Here is a 17851-nt window from a genome sequence, read left to right as displayed (position 1 = left end):
ATAAAAGATGATTTCTTAGACGAGTAAGGAATTGAAGCAGCTGAAATTTTTAATGATAAAACTTATCTATATGTGTGATTGTGCAAATAAAATGAATGATAGGTTATGTACCGAAACGTAGTGTGTTGATAAAAATTAGTTCAAACGATCAGGTATTGATGAAGTTAGTCTAAAATATACCGGAATGATCAGGAGTATTTAAGGTGTGTAGGGAATGAAATAAATTTTAATGTTAGATAATCTTACATATAATAAAAAAATACCTTACATGAATATTGACGAAAGAGCATCCAGCTACATATAATAATTTCAACAAATAATACAAAGTGAACATTCGGATGAAAAGAATATGAAATGTTCGGATTGGGGAGGAATCGAGATGTCAGTCAATACCGTGTTGGAGTTAATGAAAGAGAAACAAATTGAGTATGTGGATTTTCGTTTTATCGATCTGTTAGGTCGTGCGCATCATATCAGCTTGCCTGCATCCGAAGTGGATGAGAGCACGTTCGAGAACGGCGTTGCGTTTGACGGTTCCTCGATTACGGGTTTCCGTGGAATTGAAGAATCCGATATGGTCATGATGCCGGATACGGAGAGCAGTTATGTCGATCCATTTACGGCACGTCCGACGCTCATTATTATGTGCAACATCTTCACGCCTGACGGCGAGCGTTATGAGCGTGATCCTCGCAGCATTGCACAGAAGGCGGAAGAGTATTTGGCAACCACAGGAGTAGGCACGGATGCTTACTTTGCGCCAGAATCTGAATTTTTCATCTTCGATGATGTTCGTTATGAGAATACAATGAACAGTTCTTCCTTCTTCGTCGATTCCGAAGAGGCTTCTTGGAACACGAACCGTAAGGAAGAGGGAGGGAACCTGGGCTTCAAGATTCATACAAAAGGCGGATATGTACCCGTAGCGCCGATCGATACACAACAAGACTTGCGCAGTGAGATGTGCAGCCTGCTGCAAGAAGCAGGACTTCGCATTGAACGTCACCACCATGAGGTTGCAACGGCAGGGCAAGGCGAGATCAACTTCCGCTTTGATTCACTGACGCGTACTGCAGATAACCTGATGAAGTATAAATATATTGTGCACAACACGGCACGCCGCTTCGGGAAAGTAGCGACCTTCATGCCGAAGCCGCTGTTCGGTGATAACGGAAGCGGGATGCACGTGCATCAATCGATCTTTAACGGCGATACACCGTTGTTCTATGAAAAGGGCGGCTATGCGAACTTGAGCGAGATGGCATTGCATTATATCGGCGGAATTTTGCACCACGCGCCAGCGCTTATCGCATTGACGAATCCGAGCACGAACTCCTTTAAGCGACTTGTGCCGGGATATGAAGCGCCTGTAAATCTTGTGTTCTCGAAAGGCAATCGTTCTGCGGCTGTACGTATTCCGGTAGCGGCGGTTACACCGAAGGGCTGTCGGATTGAATTCCGTACACCGGATTCTACGGCGAATCCATACCTGGCCTTTGCTGCGATGTTGATGGCAGGTCTCGACGGAATCAAGCGCAAGCTGGATCCTACAGTGCTTGGCTATGGGCCGTATGACCGCAATATTTACGAACTGTCGGATGCGGAGAAGCGTGAGATTCGCAGCGTTCCAGCGACGATGGAAGAATCACTTGATGCGCTTGAAGCTGACTATGAATTCTTGCTTGAAGGCGGCGTATTTACCAAAGCATTTATCGAAAATTATTTGCATATCAAACGCAAGGAAGCCAAATCCGTAGCGATCCGCATCCATCCGCAAGAATATAGCTTGTATTTTGATTGCTAATACCCACATTCATATCGTCATAGCCCTCGTGTCCCTAGCGGATACGGGGGTTTTTGTTTTTGGAACTTACTACGAACAACAGCTTATTTTCTTCATGTTGTCCCTGGCTCCACAATTTTTATTTGACGGCATCGGGCAATTAAAGTTATCATGTTACTGAAATTACTTAAACGTTTAAGTTAACAACAACCAATAGATGGGAGGGGAAGAAAGTGTCTAAACGCTTCTTCATTTCAATGTTGATGGTCTCATTGTGCATCATGATGCTGCTCTCGGCTTGCGGCGTACAGCATGCGACCTCAACATCATCGGAAGCTGGAGGGAAGAATGCATATCAGGGAGAAGGGCAAGCCGGATTGCAGCCGGAGAAGGGAGCCCATTTGCTTGTATGGGAATCGAAGGGGCCTGAACTGGATTTTTTGAAAGCGGTCGCAGAAGATTTCGAACAGGAATATGGGATTGGTGTAAAAGTAGTGGCGGTTCCGTCAATCGACGCTGTCACGAAGCTGACGACAGATGGACCGGCCGGAATCGGAGCCGACGTGTTTTCCGCGCCGCATGATCATTTGGGGAATGCAGTCATGGCAGGGCTCGTGCTGCAAAATGATGTATACGACGAACAAATGAAACATCAAATTATGGATTCCGCCCTAGAGGGTGTCAGCTATGATGGGGTGTTCTATGGTTTTCCAACCGCAATCGATACGTATGCGCTGTACTACAATAAAAAACTGCTGAGTAAAGCTCCTGCCACTTACCAAGAGCTCATTCGGTTCGCTGAAACGTATAACGATCCAAAAAACAAACAGTACGCCTTTATGTGGAATGTAGGTCAGTTATATCAATCTTACTCGTTTCTAGCAGGCTACGGGGGATACATCTTTGGCAATGGAGGGAAGGATGCTGGCGATATCGGCTTGAGCAATGCGGAATCGATTGCAGGAGCCGAGTTCTTTCAATCTTTGAAAAAAATACTGCCTGTCAACAGCAACGATATGAACGACAATATCATTACCGGATTTTTCATGGAAGGGAAAACAGCTGCTATCATAGGAGGGCCTTGGCTCATGACGGACGTGAAGAGCGCGGGCATCGATTTCGGAGTGGCGCCGCTTCCTCTGCTGCCTAATGGAGAACATCCACGAAGCATGTCCGGCATCCGGGCGCTGTATGTGAGTTCCTATACCGAATATCCGGTTGCTGCGAAGCTGTTCGCGAGCTATGCGACTTCTCGCAAAAATCTCGTCAAGCGATATGAAATGACAACACAACTGCCGCCGAGACAAGACATGATGGAGGAGCCGAGCATCAAGGGGAATGCGAACGCACTTGCCTTTCTGGAACAAACGAAGCATTCTGCTCCAATGCCGTCCATCCCAGAAATGGGCAACGTATGGGTACCGGCGGGGGCCGCCCTTGCTGCAATATGGAATGACAATCAACAACCAGGCGAAGTTTTAAAGAAGGCAGTCGAGCAGATCAATACAGCGATTCAGACAAAAAAATAGCTCAATCACATTGTAATCAAAAGCTGACTTTTTGAACTACATCTAAAAAAATCGACGAAGGCGGTCTTCCGAATGGAACTGACAACAGGTGCCCGTCGGCATCGGACGAAAGCGGCTGTATTCTCCGCTGTGTGTATCGGATTAGGCCAGCTGTACAACAAGCAGTATATGAAGGGCTTGCTGTGGATGATCGCGGCACAGTTATTCTTTTGGATCTACTATCCGATTGCTTATCGAGGAATAAGAGGGCTGATAACGTTAGGCGACGCGCCTACGAAGGTGGTTGCCGGACAAGTGTTCAAAGGCGATCATTCTATTTTCATGATGATTGAAGGACTTATTACGTTGGTGCTTATTCTCTTGTTCGCCGGGTGCTATGTCCTGAATATTTATGACGCAAAGAGAAACGGAGCATTGCGGGATGAAGGACACCCTGCTCCGGGGTTCATCGAATCCATCAAGCAGACGAAGCTTCGGCATTTCCCATATCTGCTGCTGCTGCCTTCTATCTGCTTCGTGCTGTTCGTAACGGTAGTGCCGCTCATCTTCAATGTGCTGATTGCCTTCACGAATTATTCGGCTCCGAACCATATTCCCGACCGGAACTTAGTAGATTGGACGGGGCTAAGCTCGTTTTATGATTTATTTACACAAGAAGCGTGGCGCAACACCTTCTTCGGCATTTCGGTGTGGAACGTCATCTGGGCTGCGGCCTCTACGGTGTCCGTCTTTTTTAGTGGGCTTCTGCTAGCATTGATGGTGAACCATCCCAAAGTGAAATTCAAAAAGTTTTGGCGTACGATGTTCATTTTGCCGTGGGCGGTTCCGCAATTTATATCGATTCTGGTATTTAGGGTGCTGCTGAACGGTTCGTTCGGGCCTGTGAACGATATGATCACCAAGCTCGGATTAGAGCCAGTACCTTGGTTGTCTGATCCGACAATGGCCAAGTTTACGATTCTGCTCGTGAACTTGTGGTTCTCCACTCCGTTCCTGATGGCATTGATGTCAGGGGTATTAACGACAATGCCGCGTGATTTGTACGAAGCTGCTGCTGTGGATGGAGCTACTGGAACGCAGAGATTCGTCAAGCTGACGCTTCCGCTCGTGTTAGCGGCGACGGCACCGATTTTAATCATGCAATTTGCTTTTAACTTCAATAACTTCAATTTGATCTACATGCTAACGGACGGCAATCCTACCCAGCCTGATTATTATTACGCGGGCAGCACGGATATTTTAATCTCTTGGATATTCAAGATGACGTTGAATCAAAGCCAGTTCAATATGGCTTCTGCTGTCTCGATCATTATGTTCGTCTTTATCACCGTATTTTCCTTATGGAACTATCGGCGGATGAAGATAACTCAAGAAGAGGATATGGTCTAAATGTCTAAATTTTTGAACAACTTGGTCGTGGCGGGCATTTACGCGGTGTTTGCCGTGCTGCTCCTGACAACGGTATATCCGTTGGTTTGGGTAATCGGAACTTCGCTTAACCCGGGCAATTCCTTAATGGTAAGCCGAATGTTTCCTGATCAGCCCACGCTTGCTCATTATTCGGAACTGATTCGAAATACGGATTTCGTGCTATGGTTTTCGAACACGGTTACGATCGCTCTTGCGAATGCGGCATTGTCAACGACATTGGTGGCAGCGACGGCCTATGCATTTTCACGATTTCGATTCAAAGGGAGAAAGCAAGGGTTAATGACATTGCTCGTTCTTCAAATGTTTCCAGGCTTTCTGTCCATCATGGCGATCTTCGTGCTGCTGATGCAGACGAAGCTGCTTGATACGCATTTGGGTCTCATTCTCATCTATGCGGGCGGTTCTATCTCGATGGGAACTTGGGTCATGAAGGGCCATTTCGACACGATCCCAAAAAGCTTGGAGGAAGCGGCCTATATTGATGGCGCGGGCCACCTGGAGACGATGTTCAAAATCATACTTCCACTGTCATTGCCTGCAATTACGTTTGTTGCATTGAACAGCTTCATTACGCCATTCATGGATTTTATCCTGCCGCAAATCGTGCTCAGATCATCTGAGAAAATGACGCTAGCCCAAGGCTTGTACAACATGGTGGCGAACGAGACGAATTCAAGCTTTACGACCTTCGCTGCTGGCGCCGTTCTTGTAGCGCTGCCGATTACGTTCCTGTACATGTATTTCCAGAAGTATCTCATTCATGGGATGACGGCAGGTGCAGACAAAGGCTGACGACAGGGTACATCCTGAGCAATCTTCGTGATCAAAAGCGACCATAAATTAGTGTTTGAAAGTCGGTTTTCAGCACCGAGAAGGTTGCAAGAACTCAAAGCTTATGCTTCCGAAGTGAGCTTTGCTGCGCAAAGCTTGTAAAGAGCAGCGGAATGTAGGCGAGACTACATGAGCAGCTAAAATGTTTCTGGAAGAAACATACTTCGAAAGAATACGCTCTTCGAGAGTGAATGCAAGATTCGAAGCCGAGTTTACATCCTGAATAATCTTCGTGATCAAAAGCGACAAAAAGGAGTTTGTTATGTTACTGGAAGCGATTTACCACAGACCTGGAAATTCATATTGCTATTCTTACGATAACGACACGATCCATATCCGGCTGCGCGCGAAGAAAGGCGATCTTCGGTCAGTCACAGCTCTGTATGGTGATAAATACGATTGGGACAAGACCGTAAGGGAAGCTGCCATGTTCATCATGGGTAGTGACGAACTGTTCGATTATTGGCATGTGGAGGTAGCTCCTCCGCACAAGCGGCTTCGTTATGCCTTTGAATTAGCTGCGGGCGAGCAGACGATATGGTATACGGAAAAGGGATTCGTTGCCGAAAAGCCAGCTGATCCACTGACGTTTTTCGACTATCCGTTCTTATGGTCAAGCGAGGTGCTACAGCCGCCGGCGTGGGTGAAGGATGCGGTGTTCTATCAGATTTTCCCTGATCGGTTTGCCAACGGGAACCCTGACAATGATCCTGAACAGGTGCGGCCTTGGACAGCCTACGATCCGGGGCAGGATGATTTCTACGGCGGTGATCTCCATGGGGTGTTGGATCGTCTGGATTACATCAGCGAGCTTGGCGTTAACGCCATTTACTTTACCCCGTTGTTCGAGGCAAAGACGAATCATAAATATGACACGACGGATTATTTGAAGGTGGATCCGCAGTTTGGCGACGTGGCCCTGTTGAAGAAACTGGTGAAGGCCTGCCACGACCGGGGGATTCGCGTTATCTTGGATGCGGTATTCAATCATTGCGGCTATTGGTTCGCCCCGTTCCAGGATGTTATGAAGCATGGGGAAGCATCACGCTATCGGGACTGGTTCCATATCGAGCAATTTCCGCTCGTGCGGGAGCCGAGAGCATCTTACCGCTGCTTCGCCTTCGAATCTCACATGCCGAAGCTGAATACGGTCAATCCCGAAGTCAAAGCCTACCTGCTTGAAGTCGCGCAATATTGGATTCAGGAATGCGATATCGATGGCTGGAGATTGGATGTTGCGAATGAGATCGACCATGATTTCTGGCGCGAGTTCCGCAGAACATGCAAAGGATTGAAGCCGGACTTTTATATTTTGGGTGAGATATGGCATGATGCGATGCCTTGGCTGCGCGGCGATCAGTTTGACGCGGTCATGAATTATCCGGCTACGGAGGCTATTCTTGATTTCTTTGCAAAAGGGACAATCGATGCGGAACAGTTCTCTTATCAAGTGAACAGGCTGTTGGCTGACTATCCGAAGCAAGTAGGTGAAGCTACCTTCACGATATTGGGCAGCCATGATACCCCGCGTTTGTTAACCATGGCTCAAGATGAACGCAAAATGAAGCTTGCAGCGCTGTTCCAGTTCACATTCCTGGGTGCGCCATGCATTTATTACGGGGACGAAGTGGGCATGACAGGCGGGCCGGATCCGGATTGCCGGAAGCCCATGGTATGGGAAGAGGATAAGCAGAATGGCGGACTGCTGCGTTTTTATCGGGAACTGATCTCTTTGCGAACCGCCCATCCAGCACTGCGGCAAGGCTCATTCCGATTCGTTTATGCATCTGGAGATCACTTGGTCATCCGAAGACAGCATGCTGACGAGCAAATGTATATTTGCTTCAATAATAGCGAGCAGGCAGGAGCGTTCTCCTTTTCGTTGGAGCTGGATGATTCGTTGTTGTTATCACCTTCGATGCTCGGAGATGGATCATTTACGTTGGAAAATAACAACGTTGCGATTAGCTTGCCTGCGTATGGCTGGATGGTATTGATGACTGAATCAAGATAAATAAAGCTACGACTAGATATGTTCTGCGGGAGACTAGGGCTAAATTGACACCCTATGGGCGGTATGCTTTAATTGGCTTAAACGTTTAAGTCTAAGCCGAGCGAGGTCGAATAAGATGAAGAAGACAACGATAAAAGATATCGCCCAAGCAGCGGGTGTGTCCATTGCTACTGTGTCCTATATATTGAATGACGTTAAGAATCAATCGATTTCGAATGAGACGCGCGTCAAGGTGTTAAAAATCGCGCAGCAGCTCAAATACGTGCCGAACCGAACAGCCCGCTCTTTAAAAGTAAAGAAGTCGGGCTTGATTGGAATTCTGGTATTCAAGGACGATCAACAAAGCTTTGGCTCAGATTTGAAGTATGCCAAAACGATAAGTAAGATCGAACAGCAATGCAGTGCGCTTGGCTATCATGTTATTTATATGCAAATCGACAATACGGAACCGTCATACAAGGTTATTATGGAACGGAATTTGGACGGCGTATTTTTAATCAATGTGGATCAGGAGCGATTTGCGACGATTACGCCTTACTTTGGCTTCGGGATTCCCGTGTTTGTCGTGGACAGTTATATTGAAGACTCGCTTTTTCATAAAATTATGCCTGATGTGGAAGCGGGCTTTCAACGATCCTGCGATTTGTTGAATGAAGTTCCGCAGTTTCTCATCATGGATCGCTATAACAACAACCAATGGTCGGATGTCATCAGGCAGGCATCGGGCTTGCCGGAAGAACGGATTCATGTATATGAACACAGCCAGGGGATGGAGTCCTTTTTGACCAAGTTCGATGGCCAGCCGGGCATCGTACTGAATGAATTTATTGCCAATGAAGCCGCCAAAGTCCATCCCAACTTGATTGCTTGGTGTACGTGCCACTGTCCCGAAATTCTCGGTCAAGATACAGAGAGGGTCACTTTCGACTTGAGTAGATACGATTCATTTGTAGGCGTTATGAACAGCTTTATTGATGATGTGGAGTTTGTGCACGAGGAGAAGTTTTTGAAATTACCAGTCTCCTCGTAGATCAATATATGAGGAGAAATGCGTAGTGGATTCATCACGTCTTATTCAGATTGACGAATTTTATTCGAGCATCTTATCTAATCGAAGAAAAGTATTTATTTACTTGCCTCCGAGCTATTCGGCGAACGAACAGAAGCGGTATCCCGTGCTCTATATGCACGATGGGCAGCATGCCTTTTTCGCGGATCACAAGGGAGACTCCTGGGATGTCCATCTTACGGTTGATCGTCTTGTTGCCGAAGGCAGGATGCAGGAAATCATCGTGGTTGCCATTTCCCATATTGAAGATGCACGGATTGCGGAGTACATGCATGCCAATCCGGACGGGCATAACCTATTCAACACAGCGAATCAAGGCGAGATGTATGAGCAGTTTCTCGTAGAGGAAGTGAAGCCTTATATCGATCGAGAATACCGGACACTTCCAGGCAAGGAGCATACGGCTTTGATGGGGTCATCCGCTGGCGGCTTGGTGTCCTACAATATCGGATTCCGCCAATCGGATACGTTCGGCATGATCGGGGCTTTATGTCCGTTCGTTGTCAGTGTAAATCCGGATACGATGGAGGATCGCTGGCTAAGTCATATCTATTCGGAAAAGAAGGATATCAAGATCTGGATGGATGTCGGTGATGCGGAAGGCTTCACCGTTATGGAGAAGCATGTCCGGCAGGTCGTAGACACGCTCGTTCGTATTGGATATGAGCCGGGGAATGATCTGATGTATTACTATGCCGTCGGTTCCGGACACGCTCAGAAGGATTGGGCCGCAAGGGTTCATGCGCCGCTCCTTTATTTCTTCGGTGATATCGGAACGCCTGTACATGCTGAATTGCATGGTTCCCATGTGGTTGGAATTCTGGGGCCGACGCAAAGGTTCAATGCGGTCGTTCATTACGACAGCGGCTTTGTTATGACGGATTTGAACGCCCGGTATGAAGTGGCCGATCCTCGCATCCTAGAAGTGACCGTGGATGGAACGCTCATTCCGAAGCGGTCGGGCAAGACGCGCGTCATCTATCATCATGATCAGCTCACAGCACATGCAGAGATTACAGTCATTCCGTATCTTTCGGAGACGGCTGCAGTTACGTTGGTTGTAAAGGTGCCCGAAAATACGCCGCCTACCGAAAGGCTGTATGCAGGGATCGAGCTGCCGATAATCGATGCTGGGCAATATGGGGGCACGTTCAAGGTGCCACGGGATATGGCGTTCGAGTTCCGGATTTCACGTGGCTTGGGCAAACATGAAACGGATCGTTACGGTCATGAAGTGCCGTATCGCAAATTTAGAGTAACGGATGGTTTGGAGCTGCATTACGAAGTCGAGAATTGGATTGATCTAGCGACGGAAAGGGTGGAGGAGCGATGAGCACGAAGTACGGATCAAGCATCCTGCGCGTTGAAACATTTCACTCGGAATATCTGAATAACGATAGAGAACTGTTCATTTATGTTCCTCCGAGCTACCAACAAGACCCGAACAAGCGGTATCCAGTCTTATACATGCATGACGGTCAAAATATTTTCCATCCGGCCTTCAACGGCTATTCATGGAATGTGCACGCTGCCGCCGATAAGCTGATTGCCGAACAGCGCATGGAAGAGATCATCATTGTCGGCATTCCGAATATGGGGATGGAGCGGGCAGATGAGTTCACACATGACTTGGAAGGCGTTCGTTATCAGGACGACAAGTTTGCAGTCCAACCGCGAGGCCATCAGTATGAGTGCTTCCTGATTGAAGAGGTCAAGCCTTATGTGGATGCCTTATTCCGCACGCGACCGGAACCGGAGCATACGGCCTTAATGGGCTCTTCAAGAGGTGGGCAGGTGACGTATCATATAGGGCTGCGGCGTCCTGACGTATTCGGCATGCTGGGGATTATCTCGCCTTATTTGTATTGCGTTTATCCCGAAACCTTGGAAGAAGTGCCGTTGTACCATACCTTTACCGCCAAGCAGTCCATTAAGAAAATTTGGATCGATCTCGGCAGCCGTGAAGGGCTGCTGGTCATGGAGAAGCATGTGCGCGAAGCAGCGGAAAAATTGCTTAGCATCGGCTACAAAGCAGATGACGAGCTTGTCTACCTCTATGAGCCCGGTGCGGCGCACGTAGAGAAGGATTGGGCAGCGAGAGTGTCTGCGCCGCTTCTTCACTTCTTCGGCAAGCGTGGAAAGGCTTGCTCGCTTACGCTGCATGGGGATCAAGTGGTTGGGATCGAAGGGCCTCCGTGCCGGCTGAATCCGATTATCGAGTTCGATTCCGGCTTCAAGATGTCAGCACTTCGTGCCGCATACCGTGTAGAGGATGAGCATATCGCGCAGGTTCGAGATGATGGCACGGTTATTCCGCTTCGCCCGGGCGTTACGGAAGTAACGGTGCAATTTGAGGGTTGTTGTGAAGCCTCGATGCCACTGCGAATCGTGGAGGAGCTCAGTACACATGTTGACTTGGAGATCATTGTCCATGTGCCGCCTGGTACGCCGCAGGATCTCAAGCTGTACGCTTGGTTCCCATTGACGTACGATCCGAACACGGATGCATATGCGACACGCCTGCGCATCCCGCTGCATACAGATTGGCTGTTCCAAGTGAGTCGTGCAGACGGAATCGTGGAGGTAGATGGAGCGGGGGCTCGCGTCGAACGCAGCTATAAGGCAGAGCAGGACGAAACCCTAGAGATACATGTTGAGGGATGGAACGGGTAATAAGAACTATCGGATGGAAGCACGATGTGAATGAACGAATAGATAAGTGATATGCGACGAATCGGAAGAAGAAAGAGACGAGAGGAAATGATACAGCATGAAGACATGGAAAACGGGCTTCCTATGTGGCGCTATCTTGTTTACGGGCATCGCATTAAGTACTTCGGCGATAATCGCCAATGCTGAGAAGCATGGACTTGATGGGGAAGGAAAGAAACTGTCGATCGACAAGCCTGTATCGATAGATGATCATCTTCCAGTGCGAGAGCTGTCGGGGGCAATGGGCGATCGAACGGTACAGGTTACGCCGATGGATAAAGATATCCCTAAGAATGCTAATACAGACGCTATCGATCATGGTGGTATGACGAAGGTCGAGAATCGAAATCGTAAGAAAACGGGAGTGAACCATGGCAGCAGTGACAAGAAGCAGGACAAGCTGCCAGTAAGCTATACGGTTAACGAAGTAGAGGTTACGGTTCATTCGATTCGGGTTACGGAAAAGGCTACGGACTTCGAAGTGACGATTACAAACAATTCGGATAAAGACAAGGTTACACTTGATATGCAAAAAGTAATAACGAAAGCGAACATCGGCGTTAAAGGTAGAACAGCAGAAGCGGTCGAGATTTCCTTAGATAATCCGGACTTTTCGAACAAAACGATTCGTCCAAAGAAGGAACTGCATGGCTGGATCCGCAATCAAGGCTTGCAGGATCGAGATATTGTCAATTTGTCGCTTGCATTATCCGTAAAAGGAGCGAAGGAGACAAGAACGTATTCGTTCCTTATTGATTGCACCAAGTTGAAGTTCCGTACCCTATAATCGGTGCCTGATGCTGAAGTGAACAAGGCGTGCGTGAGAAGAAAATTTCTCATTCACGTCTTTTTGCTTATGTTCTTACCATACTCCGTTCGTACAAGCACTAAGCAGGAGAAACACAACCCAATGTTTTTCTTTCTTATCTTATGGTCTGCTGCTTTTGAACCGTGTGAATGCCGACTACGCAGGGTTTCATTAGAGATATAATCGAATACAAAGAAAAAAAGTAGAAAAGAACCGAACCTTTTCGGGTGAACGAGGCAATATAGGTTGTAAGCTTACCAAGGAGGGCCCTTTTTTCAAGAAAGATATCAATATCGAGCACTGGATTGAACGGATGAAGGAAGGTGCTCAGGCTGAGAAAATGTATGAAGCGAAGCATCCTAATGTGGATATTCAAATCAAGGAATACAGCCAAGGGGGGGCTCCAATCAAGAAGGAAGTGCGGAGAAGTATGTGAATACCACTACTACAGAGCTATTGTCCGGTAAAGGGGCCGATTTGATTGACTTGAATGTGAGCGGGTTGCCGATTGGAAAATACGTAGACAAGCAAGTGCTGGTGAACTTGAGTGAAATTATGAGCTGTTCAGGAGATGATAGAGTGGATTCACATGTAGGAATAAGAACCGTTTAGCGGCATGTCTAAGCGGTTTTTTTGCTCTTATATTTGCGATAATGAAAGCGCATGATCTTGAAACGTAAGTTCCCCTATACTACAAGTTGTGTCGAAGAATGGGGGAACGAGTATGAGTAACATGGTGGAAGGATTGTTAACTAACGCAGAGTTTCGCAGGCTCTGGATCGGGCAAACTGCATCCCAGTTTGGGACTCAGGTTGCATTATTAGGAATGCCATTAGTGGCAGCTCTCTATTTAGGCGCCAGTCCCATGCAAATGGGGTTGCTTGGTTTTGCCGAGTATGCGCCATTTATCATTTTCGGTTTGCTCGCTGGTGTATGGATAGACAGATTTCAAAGGCGACCAATTCTTGTTGCCGCTAACTTTTTCAGGGGTGCATTACTGCTCATTGTGCCGCTGACAGCCTTAACCGACTTCCTGAATATGAAAGTTCTATATTTGGTAGCCTTCATAGTGGGTATCTGTACTGTTTTTTTTTGATGTTGCCTATACATCCTTTTTGCCTTCCATTGTGAGCAGGGAGCAGCTTGTTGATGGGAATAGCAAACTAGAGGTAAGTAAATCTACCGCACAAATTGCTGGGCCGGGTTTATCAGGCGGACTGGAACAGTTAATCACCGCTCCTTTTGCAATATTGTTCACATCGGTATCCTTTTTTGTATCCGCTGTGTACATAGCCCGGATTCGCAAGTTGGAGACAGTCGTGACAGATGCGAAAAAACAAAAAAACATGTGGCTGGAAATGAAAGAAGGGCTGCATACGGTTTACACAAGACCGTTGCTGTGGGGAGTGGTGCGCTGCTCAACAGTATTTAACCTTTCCTGGAACGTTATTTTTAGTGTTTATGTTCTATATGCATCGCAAGAACTCAAAATCAGTGCGAGCATTCTTGGCATCATTTATGGAATGCTAGGAGTAGGGTACCTATTTGGCTCTCTTCTTGCCCAAAGGGCTGTAAGTCGTTTTGGAGTAGGTCCAACAATTGTGGGTTCCGCTACGCTCGCAGCAAGTGGCGGTTTGCTTGCTCCATTAGCAGTAGGATCAGAATTAAGTATTGCGTTGATTATGATGCTCTGACAGCTTCTTTTCGGAATGGGTGTCTCCATGTTTAGCATTAGTACCATCAGTTTACGTCAAGTAATTGTTCCCGATGCCCTGCAAGGTCGCGTGAATGCTACTTTTCGATTTATCTCGTGGGGTTCTTTACCGCTTGGTTCGTTAATTGGTGGGATGATAGGCGGGGCAATGGGTTTACGGTTCGCTTTATTGGCGGGTGGCATTGGATTGTTAGCTTCGGCTTGTACATTATTGTTCACCCCATTTTTACACCTACGCGTGAAATCATTTCATGAATTAACACTGGACAAAGATATGTCTATTAAGAGCTAAGGAGTGCCCTAAGAAGTATGAAACGAACAGGTTCGATCGTTCAATGAAACAGCGACAGTCTAGGACTTAATTTTCTTGTCCCAGTCTAATACAATTTTTTCTGCTGACAGATGGGATAATGGCGTTATACCCGAAACCGATTTTTTCACAATGTAGTGTATGAGGGAATGCACTCTTTTGGTTTCGATATGAAGTAATACAAATGTACTGCAGATCGCAAAGAAGCCCGGGGATTTCCACCCTTGGGCTTCCTGCAATTACGGCTCCGAATCGTCAGTAGCCGTAATTCTGTCTTTGCCGATAACATAGCGTAGCCGTATCAAGAAATGAACTTGGCCTAATCACCAAGTAAGGTCGATTTGTTGGTAGCTATTAGAACCGGAATTTGGACTGAAAGAAACAGATGCTGGACCAAATGCTATAGTGACGCTATAACTTCCAAAAATATTACTCTTTGCTTCATTATATGCTCCTACGACACGGTTTATCGCTGTACTATTCTTCTTTTTCATTGTAAGTTTGGAAGTACCTTTGAATTTAAAACCAGGTACTGCAACTTTTGTGCTATTAAATTCCCAGGCTGCCCCATACATGTGATACTGAACTGGTTGTCCATTATTACATGTTGAACTATCCGGAGCTGTCCATTGCCATCCATTGGCAATTGTGTAATCATATGTTTGAGTTGCACACGCATATTTTCCAGACTGAACTTCCCAGCCGTCTGGAACAGCAATCGCGATATTATCCTTGTATATTCCATCAGGAGAAATGGAAGGATTTTTCTTCCATTCAAAACTATTGTAGACATCATCCATGTTAGTTCCGTTATAATTAATTACAAAATGAAGTAATGTCAGAGACAAATCACTAGTAGGAATGTTGTCCAGTGTTTTCATTTGATCGGAACTCACTAATGAATTTGTTTTTTGATCTCTGATGTACTCTTGTGTTGTTGAGTCGGCAAATTTAAGGTCTTCACCTGAATTTGTAACAATGAAGTTTTTGAGATCATAATCCATTCCTTCAAGGATTGTCTGTGGAACTTCCGCTTTAGTTAAGATTGTGTCCAATTCGGTTGCGGTATATGTTGTTTTCTCGGCGAATGTTGTACCCATGTTGATAGTGAATGTAAGAGCCAATACCGTGAGCAGAGAGATCATTTTTTTCACTTGTTATCCTCCTTAAATTACAGATGTAATTTTATTTTAAACTTCAAAAAAATAAATTTTTATATTATCGCCCCCTCAAAATTTTATTTGAATCAATTACACAACCTAATTCAAAACAATTATGAAGTTGATTCATTTGTATAAAATAACTGAAAGGAGAGAACAAACTTGATGAATAAGAAAAAGTCCTTACAGTTGATTTTAACTGGAGCATTAATAGTTGCCGTTTTATTTTTCCTGTTTAGAAATTACAGTTCACCAGCTCACACTACATCTTTTATTGAAATTATTGAAAAAGGAACTAAAACTAACAGTAATGAGCCTTGGGCTATTGTGAAAAACCCATTAGATGCTAAAGCAGAATCATTTAAATTAATTCTTGATACTTTTAATACTCAAAATCTTTTAGTTGTAGGTAAAACTTATCTTGTAACTTATGAACACTTCAAAAATGATAACACTTACAAATTAGTGATAATTGATGAAGTTGATACAAAATAAACCAAGTAATATATTACCAATATACCATTTTTATCTAAATCTCGCAATATTCGAAAGTTTCATAACTTCTTCGAGGGGAATTATAAAAAAAGTACAATCCCCGTTGTTGTGCAGACCAACGGAGATGCTATGAATGTATCTATCATAGTAACAAGCAATATAAGGGCGCACAGACGGCCGCAGCGCATATCTACGATAGCAATAACAAGCATGTAACGACTGTTACACTGGAGAAGACGGGCGGCAACTGAAAACAAGATACATTCGAGCTCTCGGTTACCTCCCATAAAAACTCAGTTACAGGCAAAACCTTTATGTACCGTAAATTCTCTTCGGACTATACAGCGCTAGACGGCAAGTCTCGGGTTGAGATTGAATCTGACCCTGCAAGGGCAACCGGCATATCGGTTTGTAAGACTGTATTCGTATGGATTTACGGAAGTATGTACGATGACGTACAGAATCTCCAGATAAGAAACTAAACAAGGAAAAGTCCCATTTGGGGCTTTTTCTATGAAATTTACGAGATTCCTAGGCAATGCTAGAGAAACGAAAAAACGCCCATTGCTTTGGCGGGCATGGCGCTCTTCGTTCAAATACCATACGGGCGTCACCCATTCTTTGGAGGGATTTTTTACGAGTCTAGCAAAGGCGCAAAAGTCAGGGGCATTAGCGATGAATCTCTTATTTTCCGTAACGAACTCATCCATGTTAAGATACCTATAGATTGGATAGATTCAGAATTAGCCCGGTAATTCCGAATGGACGGTCAAGATGACGCATAGTGTTGTTGATCCGTACTCTAGGAATCCGATGAGTATACAGGTTCGGTAGTTTTATGATCGATAAGGGGGATGCAGAAATGACGGAATGTACGGCTTCATTTCATATGGGAGAAGGATTAGACAATATCCTCGTGCTGGATCGCACGCAGCATCTGGAGGAGCCCGACATTCTGTATCCTTTTGCATTGGACGAGCTGCTGTGCAGACATACAGGCAAGGGAGGGCCCGCTGTATGTCACCTGTGGCGTCATCCGCGGGGCTTCGTGATGGGACTACGTGACAGCAGATTGCCGCATGCGGCAGAGGCGCAGCAATGGCTGGAGTCGCTTGGCTACTCGACGGCTGTCCGCAGCACGGGCGGGGCGGCCGTACCACTCGATTTGGGTGTTGTGAACATTTCCCTGATCTTGCCGAAGGAAGGGATGGGCGACAAATGCTTCCGCTCGGACTATGAGCGCATGTATCAGTTGATCAAGCTTGCACTGCAGAACACGGGCTACACGATCGACAAGGGTGAAATCGATGGCGCATACTGCCCTGGCGATTTTGATCTCAGCATTGGCGGCATCAAGTTTTGCGGCATTGCACAGCGGCGTCAAGCTCATGCCTTTGTCGTGCAGGCATTCGTCATCTGCGAGGGTTCGGGCAAGGAGAGCGCCGAGCTCGTCCGCTCCTTCTATGAGCGTGCTGCGTTGGGTGAGGTGCAACCGGATCATCCTGTTGTGACCGAAGATAAGACAGGCAGTCTGGAAGAACTGGCTTCGCTCGGCAGCACTGTTGGCGGCGGGGCGGCTCACGTATTTATTGAATCTGTCAAGCAAGTGATCCGAGAACGCCAGTCCGAGCGTTGTCTCGAACAAGCGTCCTCAGGATTGTGGCTCCCAGAGCCAGAGCAAGTGCACGAGGTTATCCATACATTGCGTGAACGTTATGGAATCAAAGCGTGAGAGTCTAAGCACTGCTTCTGCCCGTGTATCTGAGTACACATCTGCGGTGTCGAATGTAGTGATCCCAGCTTCCAGCGCAGCATGTACACAAGCCTGGGCTGCATGAACGTCCACTTGGGCGCCGTGAGTTATCCAATTCCCAAAAGCAATCTCGCTCACAGATAATCCGCTTGTACCAAGCTTTCGCGAGTTCACTCTAACCCTTCCTTTTTCAGGTAACGGTTCGAGCATAGCAAGCTTATATTAATTGGTGAAATACTCAT

At 46.4% G+C, this 17851-nt stretch carries 15 protein-coding genes and 2 pseudogenes; 15 read left to right on the top strand and 2 right to left on the bottom strand.

The genetic code is table 11. From position 1 onward, the window contains the following. The first annotated feature begins 379 nt into the window (after positions 1-379). The 13 genes and pseudogenes from glnA to M3661_RS08395 all read left to right on the top strand — a co-directional run bounded on the left by glnA (position 380) and on the right by M3661_RS08395 (position 14183). Positions 380-1804 (top strand): type I glutamate--ammonia ligase, encoded by a 1425-nt coding sequence (glnA, locus tag M3661_RS08450; protein WP_065294097.1) that lies wholly within the window; start codon positions 380-382, stop codon positions 1802-1804. A 212-nt stretch (positions 1805-2016) separates the two neighbouring features. After that, positions 2017-3312, top strand: coding sequence for a sugar ABC transporter substrate-binding protein (locus tag M3661_RS08445; protein WP_065294096.1), 1296 nt, complete (start codon positions 2017-2019; stop codon positions 3310-3312). A 72-nt stretch (positions 3313-3384) separates the two neighbouring features. Next, positions 3385-4701 (top strand): sugar ABC transporter permease, encoded by a 1317-nt coding sequence (locus M3661_RS08440; RefSeq protein WP_251483681.1) that lies wholly within the window; start codon positions 3385-3387, stop codon positions 4699-4701. Continuing rightward, positions 4702-5535 (top strand): sugar ABC transporter permease, encoded by an 834-nt coding sequence (locus M3661_RS08435; protein WP_251483679.1) that lies wholly within the window; start codon positions 4702-4704, stop codon positions 5533-5535. Between the two features lie 301 nt (positions 5536-5836). Then, positions 5837-7588: a glycoside hydrolase family 13 protein gene (locus tag M3661_RS08430; protein ID WP_251483677.1), complete on the top strand. Its 1752-nt coding sequence runs from the start codon at positions 5837-5839 to the stop codon at positions 7586-7588. A gap of 115 nt (positions 7589-7703) precedes the next feature. Next, a complete protein-coding gene (locus tag M3661_RS08425) occupies positions 7704-8618 on the top strand; it encodes a LacI family DNA-binding transcriptional regulator (protein ID WP_251483675.1) in 915 nt (304 codons plus the stop codon). 25 nt (positions 8619-8643) lie between these two features. Next, on the top strand, positions 8644-9990 hold the full coding sequence (locus M3661_RS08420; RefSeq protein ID WP_251483673.1) for an alpha/beta hydrolase: 1347 nt from the start codon (positions 8644-8646) through the stop codon (positions 9988-9990). Continuing rightward, positions 9987-11330, top strand: coding sequence for an alpha/beta hydrolase (locus M3661_RS08415; RefSeq protein ID WP_251483669.1), 1344 nt, complete (start codon positions 9987-9989; stop codon positions 11328-11330). Before M3661_RS08420 ends, M3661_RS08415 begins: the two co-directional genes overlap by 4 nt. Positions 11331-11427: 97 nt before the next feature. Continuing rightward, positions 11428-12156 (top strand): hypothetical protein, encoded by a 729-nt coding sequence (locus tag M3661_RS08410; protein ID WP_065293137.1) that lies wholly within the window; start codon positions 11428-11430, stop codon positions 12154-12156. A gap of 334 nt (positions 12157-12490) precedes the next feature. Further along, complete coding sequence (locus M3661_RS30215; protein WP_285852902.1) at positions 12491-12613, top strand: hypothetical protein; 123 nt, start codon at positions 12491-12493, stop codon at positions 12611-12613. Then, a complete protein-coding gene (locus tag M3661_RS08405) occupies positions 12610-12789 on the top strand; it encodes a hypothetical protein (protein ID WP_251483667.1) in 180 nt (59 codons plus the stop codon). The genes M3661_RS30215 and M3661_RS08405 overlap by 4 nt, the downstream gene beginning before the upstream one ends. Before the next feature lie 112 nt (positions 12790-12901). Next, positions 12902-13273 (top strand): MFS transporter, encoded by a 372-nt coding sequence (locus tag M3661_RS08400; RefSeq protein ID WP_251483664.1) that lies wholly within the window; start codon positions 12902-12904, stop codon positions 13271-13273. Between the two features lie 31 nt (positions 13274-13304). After that, positions 13305-14183, top strand: a pseudogene (locus M3661_RS08395) (MFS transporter). Between the two features lie 341 nt (positions 14184-14524). Here M3661_RS08395 and M3661_RS08390 read toward each other — a convergent pair. After that, positions 14525-15355, bottom strand: coding sequence for a hypothetical protein (locus M3661_RS08390; protein ID WP_251483661.1), 831 nt, complete (start codon positions 15353-15355; stop codon positions 14525-14527). A gap of 171 nt (positions 15356-15526) precedes the next feature. Between M3661_RS08390 and M3661_RS08385 the strand changes: the two genes are divergently transcribed. After that, positions 15527-15856, top strand: coding sequence for a hypothetical protein (locus M3661_RS08385; protein ID WP_028531894.1), 330 nt, complete (start codon positions 15527-15529; stop codon positions 15854-15856). Positions 15857-16718: 862 nt separating this feature from the next. Beyond that, positions 16719-17588: a lipoate--protein ligase family protein gene (locus M3661_RS08380; RefSeq protein ID WP_251483659.1), complete on the top strand. Its 870-nt coding sequence runs from the start codon at positions 16719-16721 to the stop codon at positions 17586-17588. A 6-nt stretch (positions 17589-17594) separates the two neighbouring features. Here M3661_RS08380 and M3661_RS08375 read toward each other — a convergent pair. Continuing rightward, positions 17595-17783 (bottom strand): annotated as a pseudogene (locus M3661_RS08375) (aldo/keto reductase); the annotation flags it as partial. Positions 17784-17851: the final 68 nt, after the last annotated feature.

It is taken from the genome of Paenibacillus sp. MER 180 (assembly GCF_023713665.1).
GTDB classification, from domain to species: Bacteria; Bacillota; Bacilli; order Paenibacillales; family Paenibacillaceae; genus Paenibacillus_B; species Paenibacillus_B suaedae.
The sequence above is the reverse complement of the archived record's forward strand: the minus strand, read 5'-3'. Positions and strand labels throughout refer to the sequence as shown.